The following is a 13,067-nucleotide window of genomic DNA, read 5'->3' as shown; positions in this document are numbered from 1 at the left end:
TCGGCAACGCCTCCGGCTTCTACGGCGACCGCTCCGCCGCCTGGCGGGAAATGCTCGACGGCGGCGAACTGGACGTGCTCACCGGCGACTACCTGGCCGAGCTGACCATGCTGATCCTCGGCCGGGACCGGATGCGCGACCCCTCCCTGGGATACGCGAAGACCTTCCTCCGCCAACTCGAAGGCTGCCTCGGCACCGCGCTCGACCGGCGCGTGAAGATCGTGACCAACGCCGGCGGCCTGAACCCGGCCGGACTGGCCGCCGCGATCGGCGCGCTCGCCGACCGGCTCGGCCTCACCGTGCGGGTCGGGTACGTCGAGGGCGACGCCGTGGCCCGTCCGGACGCGCTCGCCGCCAACGCGTACCTGGGGGCGTTCGGGATCGCGGCCTGCCTCGACGGCGGTGCGGACGTCGTCGTCACCGGGCGGGTCACCGACGCCTCCCTCGTCGTCGGGCCGGCCGTCGCCCACTTCGGGTGGGGGCGCGACGACCTCGACGCGCTGGCCGGGGCGACCGTCGCCGGGCACCTGGTCGAGTGCGGCGCGCAGGTCACCGGCGGCAACTTCAGCTTCTTCACCGAACTGCCCGACGGCGGGCACCGGCCCGGCTTCCCGATCGCGGAGCTGCACCCGGACGGCTCGTCGGTGCTCACCAAGCACCCCGGCACGGGTGGCGCGGTCACCGTCGAGACGGTCACCGCCCAACTGCTGTACGAGGTGGCCGGGCCCGCGTACCTCGGGCCGGACGTGGTGACCCGGCTGGACACGGTGCGGTTGAGCCAGGACGGGCCGGACAGGGTACGCGTCACCGGCGTCCGGGGCACACCCCCACCGCCCACCCTCAAGGTCGGCGTGAACAACCTGGGCGGCTTCCGCAACTCGATGACGTTCGTCCTCTGCGGGCTGGACATCCCCGCCAAGGCAGCCCTGGTCCGGGGCCAGATCGAGGAGGCAGTCGGCACCGAGGGGCTGGAGTTCACCCTGGCCCGCACCGACCACCCGGACGCCGCCGACACGGAGGCGGCGAGCGCGCTGCTGCACGTACACCTGCGCGACGGCGACAAGGCGCGGGCCGGCCGGGCGTTCTCGGCGGCCGCGGTGGAGCTGGCCCTGGCCTCCTACCCGGGCTGCACGCTGACCACCCTGCCCGGCGACGCCACCGCGTACGGGGTGTTCACGGCGGACACGCTGCCGCAGGACGAGGTGGCACACGTCGCCGTCCTGCCCGGCGGAGCGCGGATGCCGATCGCCCCGCCGGCCCGGACGGCGGCCCTCCCGACCGACCCGGCCGGGCCCGACGGCTCGACCGTGGTGGATCCGGCCGGCCCGGGTCGGGTAGCGGTCGAGCCGACGCGCGGCACCCGCCCCACCCGGCGCGGGGCGCTCGGTGAACTGGTCGGGGCCCGCTCGGGAGACAAGGGCGGCGACGCCAACCTCGGCGTCTGGGCGCGCACCGACGCGACGTGGGCCTGGCTGCGCGACTGGCTGACCGTCGAACGGCTGGCCGCGCTGCTGCCGGAGACCGCCCCGCTGGCCGTGGACCGGTACGAGCTGCCGAACCTGCGGGCGGTCAACTTCGTGATCCGTGGACTGCTCGGGCCGGGGGTGGCCGCCTCCACCCGGTTCGACCCGCAGGCCAAGGCGCTCGGTGAGCTGCTCCGCTCCCGCCTCGTCGACCTGCCCGCCGGACGGCCCGGGGACGCCCCAGGAGAGGACCTGCCGTGACCATCGTGGACACCCCCGAACGGCGGCAGCTCCGCGAGCTGACCCGGTCCTTCGTCACCCGGGAGGTGCTGCCCCACCTGGACGACTGGGAGCGGGCCGGTGAGGTGCCGCGCGAACTGCACGCCACCGCCGCGAAGATCGGCCTGCTCGGCATCGGCTTCCCCGAGTCGGTCGGCGGCAGCGGCGGCGACCTGCTCGACTCGATCGTCGTCACCGAGGAGATCATCCGGTCCGGTGGCTCGTCCGGGCTGATCGCGGCGCTCTTCACGCACGGCATCGCGCTGCCGCACATGGTCGCCGCGGCCGGTGCCCACACCGGCGGCTCCCTCGGTGCCCCGCGCGGCGGCGCCCCGGCCGGCAACCACCTGGTCGACCGGTACGTCCGTCCCACCCTGGCCGGGTCCATGATCGGAGCGCTGGCGATCACCGAACCGGACGGTGGTTCGGACGTCGCGGCGATCCGCACCACCGCCCTGCGCGACGGCGACCACTACGTGGTGAACGGGTCGAAGACCTACATCACCAGCGGGATCCGCGCCGACTTCGTGACCACCGCGGTCTGCACCGACCTCCCCGGCAGCGGCTCGCTCAGCCTGCTGGTGATCGACAAGGACACGCCCGGCTTCACGGTCGGGCGGCGGCTGGAGAAGCTGGGCTGGCACTGCTCGGACACCGCCGAGCTCTCCTTCGTCGACGTACGGGTGCCGGTGGCGAACCGGATCGGCGAGGAGGACACCGGCTTCCTGGCGATCATGCAGAACTTCGCCGCCGAACGGCTCTCCCTGGCCACGCAGGCGTACGCCACCGCGCAGCGCTGCGTCGAGCTGGCCACCCGCTGGTGCCGGGACCGGTCCACGTTCGGCCGGCCGCTGGCGAGCCGGCAACTCGTCCGGCACCGGCTGGCCGAGCTGCACACCCGCGCCGAGGCCGCCCGTGCGTACGTGCACGACGTGGCGACCCGGGTGGCCGCGGGCGAGCCGGTGGTGACCGAGGTGGCGATGGCGAAGAACGTCGCGGTGGCCGCCTGCGACCACGTGGTGGACGCGGCGCTGCAACTGCACGGCGGCTTCGGCTACCTGCGGGACGCGGAGGTGGAACGGCACTACCGGGACGCCCGGATCCTCGGCATCGGCGGTGGCACCACCGAGATCATGAACGAGATCATCGCGAAGGGCATGGGCCTGTGAGTGCGAGGAGTGAGCCGGGCCTGCGAGCCCCGCAGTCACGAACGGAAGGGAGCCCTGTGACCACACTCGACAGCGCGATCGACCCGTCCTCGCCGGCGTACCGGGCCAACCGGGAGGCCCTGCTGGAACGCCTCGCCGAGTTGGACGCCGCCCTCGACCGGGCCCGCTCCGGAGGCGGGGAGAAGTACGTGACCCGGCACCACGGGCGCGGCAAGCTGCTCCCCCGGGAGCGGATCGAGCTGCTGCTCGACCAGGACAGCCCGTTCCTGGAGCTGTCACCGGTCGCGGCGTACGACACCGACTTCCCGGTCGGGGCCAGCGTGGTCACCGGCATCGGGGTGGTCGAGGGCGTCGAGTGCCTAATCGTCGCCAACGACCCGACGGTACGCGGCGGCGCGGTCAACCCGTGGTCTCTGGCCAAGACCCGGCGGGCCGGGGAGATCGCCCTGGCCAACCGGCTGCCGATGGTCAATCTGGTCGAGTCGGCCGGGGCGGACCTGCCCACCCAGGCGGAGATCTTCATCCCCGGCGGCCGGGTGTTCCGCGACCTGACCCGGCTCTCCGCGGCGAAGATCCCCACGGTCGCCGTGGTCTTCGGCAACGCCACCGCCGGCGGCGCGTACGTGCCGGGGATGTCCGACTTCACCATCATGATCCGGGACCGGTCGCAGGTCTACCTGGCCGGCCCACCGCTGGTGAAGATGGCCACCGGCGAGGTCACCGACGACGAGTCGCTGGGCGGCGCGGCCATGCACGCCACGAAGTCCGGCCTGGCGGACTTCCTCGCCTCCGACGAGCGGGACGGCATCCGGCTGGCCCGGCAGTGCGTACGCCGGCTCAACTGGCGCAAGCAGGGGCCGCCGCCGCGCAACCGGATCCCGCAGCCCCCGAGGTACGACCCGGAGGAGCTGCTCGGCGTCGCCAGCGCCGACCTGAAGGTGCCGTTCGACCCGCGCGAGGTGCTGGCCCGGGTGCTGGACGGCAGCGAGTTCGACGAGTTCAAGCCGGGCTACGGCAGCGCACTGGTCACCGGCTGGGGTGAGCTGCACGGATGGCCGGTCGGCGTGCTGGCCAACGCCCGGGGCGTGCTGTTCAGCGAGGAGGCGCAGAAGGCGGCCCAGTTCATCCAACTCGCCAACGCCGCCGACACCCCGCTGATCTTCCTGCAGAACACCACCGGCTACATGGTCGGCACCGAGTACGAGCAGCGCGGCATCATCAAGCACGGCGCCCTGATGATCAACGCGGTGGCGAACTCCACGGTGCCGCACCTGACGGTCAACCTGGGCGCCTCCTACGGGGCCGGCAACTACGGCATGTGCGGCCGGGCGTACGAGCCGAGGTTCCTGTTCACCTGGCCGAACGCGAAGTCGGCGGTGATGGGGCCGGCGCAGCTCGCCGGGGTGCTCTCCATCGTCGCCCGGCAGGCCGCCGCCGCCCGGGGTCGCTCCTTCGACGAGGACTCCGACGCGGCCATGCGGATGATGGTCGAGCAGCAGATCGAGTCCCAGTCCGGGGCGCTCTTCCTCTCCGGCCGGCTCTACGACGACGGGGTGATCGACCCCCGGGACACCCGTACCGTCCTCGGGCTCTGCCTGTCGGCGATCCACAACGGACCGGTGAAGGGCGCCGACGGCTTCGGCGTCTTCCGGATGTAGGGAGTCGGACTCATGATCACCAGACTTCTGGTCGCCAACCGGGGCGAGATCGCCCGCCGGGTCTTCGCCACCTGCCGCGCGCTCGGCGTCGAGACGGTCGCCGTGCACGCCGACGCCGACGCCGACGCGCCGTTCGTCGCCGAGGCCGACCAGGCCGTACGCCTGCCGGGCAACACCCCGGCCGAGACGTACCTGCGGATCGACCTGGTCCTGGACGCGGCCCGCAGGACCGGCGCGGACGCGGTCCACCCGGGCTACGGCTTCCTCGCCGAGAACGCCGGGTTCGCCCAGGCGGTGACCGACGCCGGGCTGACCTGGATCGGCCCGGCGGCCAAGGCGATCGCCGTGATGGGCGACAAGATGGCGGCGAAGGCGCTGCTCGCCGAGGCGGGCGTGCCGATGCTGCCGACCTGGACCGACGCCGACGAGATCACCGACTTCCCGGTGCTGGTGAAGGCGTCCGCCGGTGGCGGCGGGCGGGGCATGCGGGTGGTCCGCGAGGCCGCCGGGCTCGCCGAGGCCGTCGCCTCCGCCCGGCGCGAGGCGGCCGGCGCGTTCGGCGACGGCACGGTCTTCATCGAGCGGTACGTCGAGCGCGGCCGGCACGTCGAGGTGCAGATCGTCGGTGACACCCGCGGCACGGTGGTGGCCCTCGGCGAACGGGACTGCTCGATCCAGCGCCGGCACCAGAAGATCGTCGAGGAGGCGCCCGCGGTCGTACCGCCGGAGCTGCGGCGGCGGCTGCACGAGGCGGCGGTGGCCGCCGGACGCGCCGTCGACTACGTGGGCGCGGGGACGGTGGAGTTTCTGCTCGCCCCGACCGGGGAGTTCTTCTTCCTGGAGATGAACACCCGGCTCCAGGTGGAGCATCCGGTCACCGAGGCGGTCACCGGGCTGGATCTGGTCCGGCTGCAACTGCTCGTCGCCGAGGGTGCCCCGCTGCCGGTGGCGGCCGCACCGGCCGAGGGCCACGCGATCGAGGTGCGCCTCTGCGCCGAGGACCCGGGGCAGGGCTTCCGGCCCGCCACCGGCACCCTGCGCCGCTTCGCGGTCCCCGGGGTGGCCGGCGAGTTCACCCCGACCCGTGGCCTGCGGCTCGACTCCGGGGTGGTGGACGGCTCGGTGGTGGGCGTGCACTACGACTCCATGCTCGCCAAGCTGGTCGCCTGGGCGCCCACCCGGGCGGAGGCGGCCCGGTCGCTGGCCGCCGCGCTGGCCCGCGCCGAGGTGCACGGCGTCACCACCAACCGGGACCTGCTGGTGCGGGTGCTGCGCAGCCGGGAGTTCGGCGCGGCGGAGGTCGACACCGGTTTCCTGGACCGGCACGCCGAGGTCTTCGACCCGCTGCTGCCGGCCGCGCTGGTGCCGGTGACCGCGCTGGCCGCCGCGCTGGCCTCGGCCGCCGGCCGCCGCGCCGAGGCCGGGGTGCTCGCCGGCCTGCCGTCGGGCTGGCGGAACGTGCCCGCGTTCCCGCAGGTCACCCGCTTCGCCGGGCCGGACGGCGGCGACATCGAGGTGCGTTACCGGCTGGACCGGGCGGGCGCGCTCGCCGAGTGGTCCACCAGCCCGCCGGTCCTCCCCGGCGGCGGCGCGGCGGGCACCGGGCCGGCGGGTGCAGCCGGGGCGGCGGGTGCAGCCGACGGCGGTCCGCCGGACACGGCAGCCGGGCCCGCGCCCACCGTCGGCCTGGTCGAGGCCGCCCCGGACCGGGTCGTGCTCGACGTGGACGGGGTGCGACGCGCGTTCCGCGTGCACCGGGTGGGGTCGGCGGTCTTCGTGGACGGCCCGGACGGCGCGGCGGAGCTGGTCGAGCTGCCCCGGTTCCCGCTGCCCACCGCGGAGCTGGCCGCCGGGTCGCTGCTCGCGCCGCTGCCCGGCGCGGTGACCCGGGTGCACGTCGAGGTCGGCCGGCGGGTCGCCGCCGGTGACCTGCTGCTGACCCTGGAAGCGATGAAGCTCGAACACCCTGTGCTCGCCCCGACCGACGGCGTGGTCGCCGAGTTGCCGGTGCCGGCCGGCGGCCAGGTCGACACCGGTGCCGTGCTGGCCGTCATCGACAGCTCGGCGCGACTGGCGCCGCGCCGCGATCTGGAGCCGTCGAACCCCGAGGAGGACCTCCGATGAACTTCGACCTCACCCCCGAACAGGACCAGCTCCGCGACGCCGTGCGGGCGCTCGGCCGCAGGTACGGTCACTCCTATTTCGTAGCGAAAGCGAAGTCGGGGGAACACACCACCGAACTGTGGGAGGAGGCCGGTCGGCTCGGCTACCTCGGCGTCAACATCCCCACCGAGTACGGCGGCGGGGGCGGCGGCATCACCGAGCTGGCCATCGTCTGCGAGGAGCTGGCCGCGGCCGGCTGCCCGCTGCTGCTGCTGGTCGTCTCCCCCGCCATCGCCGCCACGGTCATCGCCCGGCACGGCACCGACGAGCAGCGCAAGCGCCACCTGCCCGGCCTGGCCGACGGCTCCCGGAAGATCGTCTTTGCGATCACCGAGCCGGACGCCGGGTCGAACTTCCACCGGCTCGGCACGGTGGCCCGCCGGGACGGCGACGACTGGTTGCTCACCGGCCGCAAGGTCTACATCTCCGGTGTCGACGAGGCACAGCACGTGCTGGTCGTGGCCCGCACCGAGGACGCCACCACCGGCAAGCTCAAGCCGGCCCTGTTCATCGTCCCCACCGACGCGCCCGGCCTCGAACGCGCCAAGCTGGACATGGAGATCCTCTCCCCGGAGAACCAGTTCCTGCTCTACCTGGACGACGTGCGGCTGCCCGCCGACGCGCTGGTCGGCGAGTCGCTGGACGCCGGCCTGCCGGCGCTCTTCGCCGGGCTCAACCCGGAGCGGATCACGGTGGCCGCGATGGGCGCCGGCACCGGCCGGTACGCCATCGAGCGCGCCAGCGAGTACACCGCCACCCGCAAGATCTGGGGCGGCCGGAGCATCGGCTCCCACCAGGGCGTGGCGCATCCCCTCGCACACGCGGCGGTGCAGGTGGAGCTGGCCCGACTGATGATCCACAAGGCGGCCACCCTGTACGACGAGGGTCGTGACCTGGAGGCCGGCGTCTCGGGCAACATGGCCAAGTACGCCGCCGGCGAGGCCGCCGCGCTCGCCGTCGACACCGCCGTGCAGGCGCTCGGCGGGGCCGGCATGACCACCGAATACGGCGTGGCCACCCTGCTGGGGGCGGTACGCGCCGGCCGGATCGCCCCGGTCAGCCGGGAGATGATCCTCAACTTCGTCGCCCAGCACGTCCTCGGCCAGGACAAGTCGTACTGAGCGCCCGGGCTCAGCGCACGACGCGGCAGGCGGCGTCGATCCGGTGCACCGGGCGTACCCGCCGGCCCATCCCCTCAAGCAGCGAGTCCTCGACGTGGAAGTCCCGGATGCGCAGCCGGTGCCGGGGCAGCTCCGCCTCGCTGGGGCAGAGCACCTGCGCCCGGACCTGGTCGACCGGCACGTAGCGGACGCCGCCGCGCTCCTGAAGCAGTACGACGTTGACGTCGTCGACGGTGACGATGTGCCCCCGGACGTCCTCGGTGACCCCGGGGGCGGGCTCGACGGTGGTGACCGTGAGCGGCAGCACGGGGGTGCTGATCACCGGCAGCGCCGCCCACACCAGCATCGCCAGCACGGCGGCCTCGGTCACCGACGCCAGCGGCCGGATCACCGCCGCCGGCAGCGGCCCGGTGATCCCGAGCGCCAGCAGCGGCGGCGCGACGAGCAGCAGCAGCGCCAGCAGTTCCCCCTGCCGTCCGGCCTCGACGAGGGTGGGGGCGAGCAGCCAGGCGTACCCGACGAACAGGGCCGCGAGGAGGAGCAACCGCGGCACCCACTGCTCGTGCAACCGCGCGGGGGTGAGCTGGAACGCGGCCACGAACGCCGGGATCAGCAGCGGCAGGTAGAGCAACTGCCAGGTGACCAGGGCGAGCAGGAAGCCGGCCAGCACGAACCAGGCCGGGACGATGTCCATCCAGCGGACGAAGAGCGGCCGGCGGACACCGGCGGGCATCCGGTCCACGCTGACCCGAAGCACCGCGCCGAGCGCGAAGACGGCGACCAGGCCGGTGGAGAGCAGCCGGGCGGCCGTGGTGAGGAAGCCGGCCAGCAGGTTCACCGGGCCGACGTTCGCCACCAGCAGCAACGTCGTCTGGAGTTCGCCGCCGGCCTCCACGCCGAGCCGCAGCACCGAGAAGATCGCCGGCACGCCGACCACGGCCGTCCAGAACGACTGGGCGGCCCGGGCCCGCCGCTCGGCGAGATCCGACCCGTCCCATGAGGCCACGACGGGGCCCACGCCGTCCGTGACGGGCGCCGCCGGGGCGCTCACCGGGTGGGAGCCTTGTCGTCGAAGTCCACCAGCTTCGGTACGTCGAGCGGCTGCGGTTGCACCTTGGGCTGCTTCATCCAGGGCCCGAGGGTCCGGTTGTACGCGGTCAGCCACGGACTGCTGAGCCCTTGACGGCCCTGCTGGTAGCTCTTGTCGAGGAAGAAGGCGACCAGGTCGCGCAGGGCGGGGTCGCCGATCGGCACCCCGATGCCGAGCGTCTCGCTGGTGCCGAAGGGCATGTCGACGATCTCGAACTCGGTCGGGTACTGGGAGAGGAATCCGGCCAGGATCGTCTCGTCGGAGCTGACCGCGTCGTACCGGCCCTCGCGGATGCCCTTGACGCAGTCGCCGACCCGCTTCACCACCAGCGCTCTGACCTGGTGCTTCTCCAGCTCGGCCTCGGTGGTGGAGCCACCGCTGGTGCAGATCTTGTACTCCGGCCGGCGGAGGTCCTCGATGGTGCGGATCCTGTCCTTGAGCCGGTTCGGCACCATCACCTCCTGGGTGGTGACGAAGTACGGCCCGGCGAAGCTGACCAGCTTCTTGCGCTCCTCGGTCATCGAGAAGCTGGAGACGACCAGGTCGGCCACCCCGCCCTGCAGGGCCGGGATGCGGTCCTCGGTGGCCAGCGGGACGAACTCGATCCGCTGGTCCCCCTCGAAGCCGAGGGACGAGGCGATGTAGCGGGCGATCTCGACGTCGAACCCGGTGTAGGTGCCGTTGCGCAGCTCACCCATCAGCGGTTCGGTGGCGGCCACCCCGATCCTGATCCGAGGCTGGCCGTCGATGTGCGACTCGCGCAGCTTGTCCAGCACCGAGGGGAGCGGCGGATCGCGACGGTTGTCGCAACCGGCGGCCGCCGCGAGGCTGAGGGTCAACGCCACCGCCAGCGTGGTGGCGACCGAACGGAGCCGGTGGGAGGAGAAGGCATTCATCGGCGACCTCGCTCACGGACACGGCCTGCGGGACACCGAGGGTAGCGGTCCCGGTCCATCTGTGTGGTCACCGGCCGATGCAACGAGACTTTCACGATCGACGCCAGCCGCATTCCGCTCGGCAGTTGAGACGGGCAGCCACGGTCAGTAGCCGCGACCGAGCGCCTCGAACCAGGCGGGCGTCGGCTCGGTGGCCGGACCGTACATGTCGGACGACGGGGTGAACTCGTCGACGATCCGCCAGCCCGAACCGCCCTCCCGGGCGTACACGTAGGCGTCGATCTCGCTGCTCGGCGCGCCGACGCCGTGGACGACGCCACCGTCCACGGTGGCCTCCCTCTTCGCGCAGACCGCGCCCGGGCCCGGCCGGGCCTCGCGGCAGTCCCCCACGTACCGGTGGTCGCCCTGGTAGGTGGCCCGCACCCAGGCCGCCATGGTCTGGGGGAAGGTCGTCCTCGGCTGCGGGTTCAGCGACGGCGACGGCGTCGACGGGGGCGGGGCGGCCCCGGACGGCGTCGCCGTGCCGCCGGGGTCGGCCGGGGGCGACGAGGGAGCCTGCTCCGTCCCGCACGCCCCGAGCACGCCTGACACCAACAGTACGGCGACGATCCGGGTGATCCGCTGCACCGGCGTTCCTCTCCTCGGACGGGATGATCTTCACGGTCATTGAACCGGACGGCGGCGGCTCACGACGTCCCCGACGCGGGTTGACAGCCGGCGTCCGGTGAGGATGCTTGTCGGGTGGGGCGAATCCTCAGACCGGACGCGCGGACCGTGGCGGTGCTCGCGGCGCTCGCGGCACTCGCGGTGCTGGCGGTCCTGCTGAGCTGGCACCCCGCCGGGATCCTGACGGTGGCGCTGGCGCTGCTCGTCGTCCTGCTCGCGACGGTCACCGGCACGGCGGTGGCCGCGCTGCGCGACCGCGACGACCGGGCGCAACGCGGCGCGACCCCGGCGGGCCAGCCGGACGCCCTGCTCGGCGGCATCGACGCGGACACCCTGGACACGCTCGACAGCTCGGCGGTGCGCTCCCGCCTGGACGGGGTCAGCGACCGGTGAGGGTCGGCGCGAGCAACGCGTTCGCGCCCTTGCCGGCGAGGCAGCGGTAGGTGCGGTCGGTGCCCGTGCCGCTCGGCGGCAGGACCTCCAGGTTCCACTCCTGCGGGTAGCTGATCCGGCTGGTGAGCTGGAAGGTGCGCGAGTTGCACACCCGCTTGACGGCCGGATCGGCGACGACCTCCGCGTGCCCCGCCCCCACCAGCGCGGTGGGCAGCTCGCCCTGGACGTAGGTCTCCCAGGTGTGCCGGCCGTCGCACGAGACCTGGGCCGCCTCGGCCCGGTCGCCGCGCAGCCGCACCGGCCCGAAGCACTCCAGTTCGGGGGCGCACCGGGCCCCTGCCGGCAGGGACGCCGCCGACGCCCCGGACAGGCAGCCGGGCAGCGCGCCCCAGCTCCCGCTCGGCTCCGACGAGGCGCTGGCCACCGGTGTCGGGGTCGGCGCGGCCACCGGCGGGGCACCGCCGGCGACCCAGGCCCCGGCGCTCGCCGAGGCGGCCAGGGCGAGGACACCGGCGCCGCCGAGGAACCAGCGTCGCCGCCGCCGGCCGCTGCGCGACACCGACGGTTGGGCGTCCTCCACCGGCGGCCGGGGCGGGCCGGACGGGTCCACCGTGTACGACCCGCTGGTGGTGAAACCGACGCCGGTGGAGCCGCCGGACAGCGGTGCGCCGCTCACCGGCGCCCCGCTCACCGGGGAGGGCGCCGGGTCCAGCGGCAGGGCGACGAGCAGGTCCCGCAGCTCGATCGCCGAGGGCCGCGCGCCGGGGTCGTTGGACATCCCGGCGCGGAGCACGTCGATCAGTTCGGTCGGCACCCCGGGCAGCTCCGGGATCGGCTGGTTGAACATCTCCAGCACGGTGACGAGGCTCGGGTTCCGCTCCGACTGCCAGCGCGGGGGCCGACCGTTCATCACCGCGTAGAGGGTGGCGCAGAGGGCGTACACGTCGACGGCCGGCGAGGGCGGGCTGTGGCTGAACATCTCCGGCGGCGCGTACGCCGGGGTCAGCACCTCCAGGGTGACCGAGGCGTCGCGTGCCTCGGCCAGCACGGCGAGCCCGAAGTCGGCCAGCACCGCCGGATTGAAGTGCGAGTAGAGGATGTTCGCCGGCTTGACGTCGCGGTGCAGCACTCCGGCCGCGTGCGAGTGGGCGAGCGCGTCAGCGATCTTGATGCCGAGGTCACGGGTCTCCGAGGCACCCAGCGGCGAGTGGCGCATCCGCTCGGCGTACGAGCCGTCACAGAGCTCCATGATGAGATAAGGGTGCTGGTCGACGGTGACCCCGACGTCGAAGAGGTCCACCACGTGCGGGTGGGACGACATCCTGCCGGCGGCACGCGCCTCCCGGAGGAACCGGGCCTGGTCCCGCTCGCTGGCCAGCGTGCGGTTCTCCACCTTGACGGCGACCTCGCGCCCCACCGAGATCTGGGTGGCCCGGTAGACGGTGGCGTACCCACCCCGGGCGAACACCCGCAGATCGGTCAGACCGGGCACGATGGGCAGCCGGAGGGCGCCGGGCGGGGTCTCGGTCACGGCTCGAAAATACCTGTTACGCCGGGACGCTCAGCGATCCGTACCGGCGGCGGATCCGGGACCGGCCGCCGCCGGACCGGCCGCCGCATCGGTGACCTGCGGGTTTGTCACGGACTCCGGACCATCGACGGTCACCACGGCGGCCGGGCCGTCGACGACTCCGGTCGTCGCGGGCCGGTCCCGGCCGGCGCGGCGGGCGTCCCAGCGCAGACCCAGCGCGGTGGCCACCGCACCGAGCCCCTCCCACAGGGCCACCCCGAGGAACTGGCCGGGCGCCACGTCGGCCAGCACGGTCAACGTGAACACGGTGCAGGTGACCAGCCGGAAGACCACGGTGAAGCGGTAGAAGGCCCGCCACTCGGTGGCGACCGCCAACAGGTAGTAGACGCCCATGTTGAACGAGGCCATCGAGGACGCGGTGAGGAACGTGCCGGTGTAGTCGCCGGCCGCCCGCCGGTCCGGCACCTCGAACCCGAGCATCCGCAACTGCACCTCGGGCCAGAGCAGCCCGAGTGCGCCGAGCAGCAGCGCCAGGACGCCGAAGACCGCGATGGTCCAACCGGCGCCGGAACGCGGCAGCCTCATCTGTCCTCCCCATCCGCGACCACCGTCGTGGGCGGCCTCCCGGACCCACACGC

At 73.7% G+C, this 13,067-nt stretch carries 10 protein-coding genes and 1 pseudogene; 6 read left to right on the top strand and 5 right to left on the bottom strand.

What is annotated here, in order from left to right; all coding sequences use genetic code 11:
- Window positions 1–50 precede the first annotated feature (50 nt).
- The 5 genes from GA0070560_RS15705 to GA0070560_RS15685 are packed head-to-tail and all read left to right on the top strand — an operon-like array spanning window position 51 to window position 7,853.
- Window positions 51–1,724, top strand: coding sequence for an acyclic terpene utilization AtuA family protein (locus tag GA0070560_RS15705; RefSeq protein ID WP_245675546.1), 1,674 nt, complete (start codon window positions 51–53; stop codon window positions 1,722–1,724).
- Window positions 1,721–2,911 carry an acyl-CoA dehydrogenase family protein gene (locus tag GA0070560_RS15700; protein WP_091297384.1) on the top strand — a complete coding sequence of 397 codons (1,191 nt, stop codon included), beginning with the start codon at window positions 1,721–1,723 and terminating at the stop codon, window positions 2,909–2,911. Before GA0070560_RS15705 ends, GA0070560_RS15700 begins: the two co-directional genes overlap by 4 nt.
- Window positions 2,912–2,967: 56 nt before the next feature.
- A complete protein-coding gene (locus GA0070560_RS15695; protein ID WP_091297379.1) occupies window positions 2,968–4,569 on the top strand; it encodes an acyl-CoA carboxylase subunit beta in 1,602 nt (533 codons plus the stop codon).
- A gap of 12 nt (window positions 4,570–4,581) precedes the next feature.
- Window positions 4,582–6,693, top strand: coding sequence for an acetyl/propionyl/methylcrotonyl-CoA carboxylase subunit alpha (locus GA0070560_RS15690; protein ID WP_091297376.1), 2,112 nt, complete (start codon window positions 4,582–4,584; stop codon window positions 6,691–6,693).
- The gene (locus GA0070560_RS15685) at window positions 6,690–7,853 is read left to right on the top strand and encodes an acyl-CoA dehydrogenase family protein (protein WP_091297373.1); all 1,164 of its coding nucleotides are present in this window, start codon (window positions 6,690–6,692) and stop codon (window positions 7,851–7,853) included. Before GA0070560_RS15690 ends, GA0070560_RS15685 begins: the two co-directional genes overlap by 4 nt.
- 10 nt (window positions 7,854–7,863) lie before the next feature.
- Here GA0070560_RS15685 and GA0070560_RS15680 read toward each other — a convergent pair whose 3' ends face one another.
- The 3 genes from GA0070560_RS15680 to GA0070560_RS28170 all read right to left on the bottom strand — a co-directional run bounded on the left by GA0070560_RS15680 (window position 7,864) and on the right by GA0070560_RS28170 (window position 10,466).
- The gene (locus tag GA0070560_RS15680) at window positions 7,864–8,871 is read right to left on the bottom strand and encodes a hypothetical protein (protein ID WP_170839430.1); all 1,008 of its coding nucleotides are present in this window, start codon (window positions 8,869–8,871) and stop codon (window positions 7,864–7,866) included.
- A 29-nt stretch (window positions 8,872–8,900) separates the two neighbouring features.
- On the bottom strand, window positions 8,901–9,839 hold the full coding sequence (locus tag GA0070560_RS15675; RefSeq protein ID WP_091297368.1) for a transporter substrate-binding domain-containing protein: 939 nt from the start codon (window positions 9,837–9,839) through the stop codon (window positions 8,901–8,903).
- Between the two features lie 144 nt (window positions 9,840–9,983).
- Window positions 9,984–10,466, bottom strand: a complete 483-nt coding sequence (locus GA0070560_RS28170; RefSeq protein WP_139131501.1) for a hypothetical protein — start codon at window positions 10,464–10,466, stop codon at window positions 9,984–9,986.
- A gap of 114 nt (window positions 10,467–10,580) precedes the next feature.
- Here GA0070560_RS28170 and GA0070560_RS15660 point away from each other — a divergent pair, with 114 nt between their 5' ends.
- Window positions 10,581–10,898: a hypothetical protein gene (locus tag GA0070560_RS15660; RefSeq protein WP_091297357.1), complete on the top strand. Its 318-nt coding sequence runs from the start codon at window positions 10,581–10,583 to the stop codon at window positions 10,896–10,898.
- Here GA0070560_RS15660 and GA0070560_RS15655 read toward each other — a convergent pair.
- Both GA0070560_RS15655 and GA0070560_RS15650 read right to left on the bottom strand, forming a co-directional pair.
- Window positions 10,885–12,429 carry a serine/threonine-protein kinase gene (locus GA0070560_RS15655; protein WP_091297352.1) on the bottom strand — a complete coding sequence of 515 codons (1,545 nt, stop codon included), beginning with the start codon at window positions 12,427–12,429 and terminating at the stop codon, window positions 10,885–10,887. The two genes, GA0070560_RS15660 and GA0070560_RS15655, sit on opposite strands and share 14 nt — an antisense overlap.
- A 165-nt stretch (window positions 12,430–12,594) precedes the next feature.
- Window positions 12,595–13,014: pseudogene (locus tag GA0070560_RS15650) on the bottom strand (hypothetical protein); the annotation flags it as partial.
- Window positions 13,015–13,067: the final 53 nt, after the last annotated feature.

This window comes from Micromonospora halophytica (genome assembly GCF_900090245.1).
GTDB classification, from domain to species: Bacteria; Actinomycetota; Actinomycetes; order Mycobacteriales; family Micromonosporaceae; genus Micromonospora; species Micromonospora halophytica.
This window is presented reverse-complemented; position numbering and strand designations above follow the sequence as displayed.

Coding starts and splice junctions, on each gene's coding strand:
- GA0070560_RS15705 (WP_245675546.1), top strand. CDS start 51: ATGCTCGACGGCGGCGAACTGGACGTGCTCACCGGCGACTACCTGGCC.
- GA0070560_RS15685 (WP_091297373.1), top strand. CDS start 6,690: ATGAACTTCGACCTCACCCCCGAACAGGACCAGCTCCGCGACGCCGTG.
- GA0070560_RS15690 (WP_091297376.1), top strand. CDS start 4,582: ATGATCACCAGACTTCTGGTCGCCAACCGGGGCGAGATCGCCCGCCGG.
- GA0070560_RS15675 (WP_091297368.1), bottom strand. CDS start 9,839: ATGAATGCCTTCTCCTCCCACCGGCTCCGTTCGGTCGCCACCACGCTG.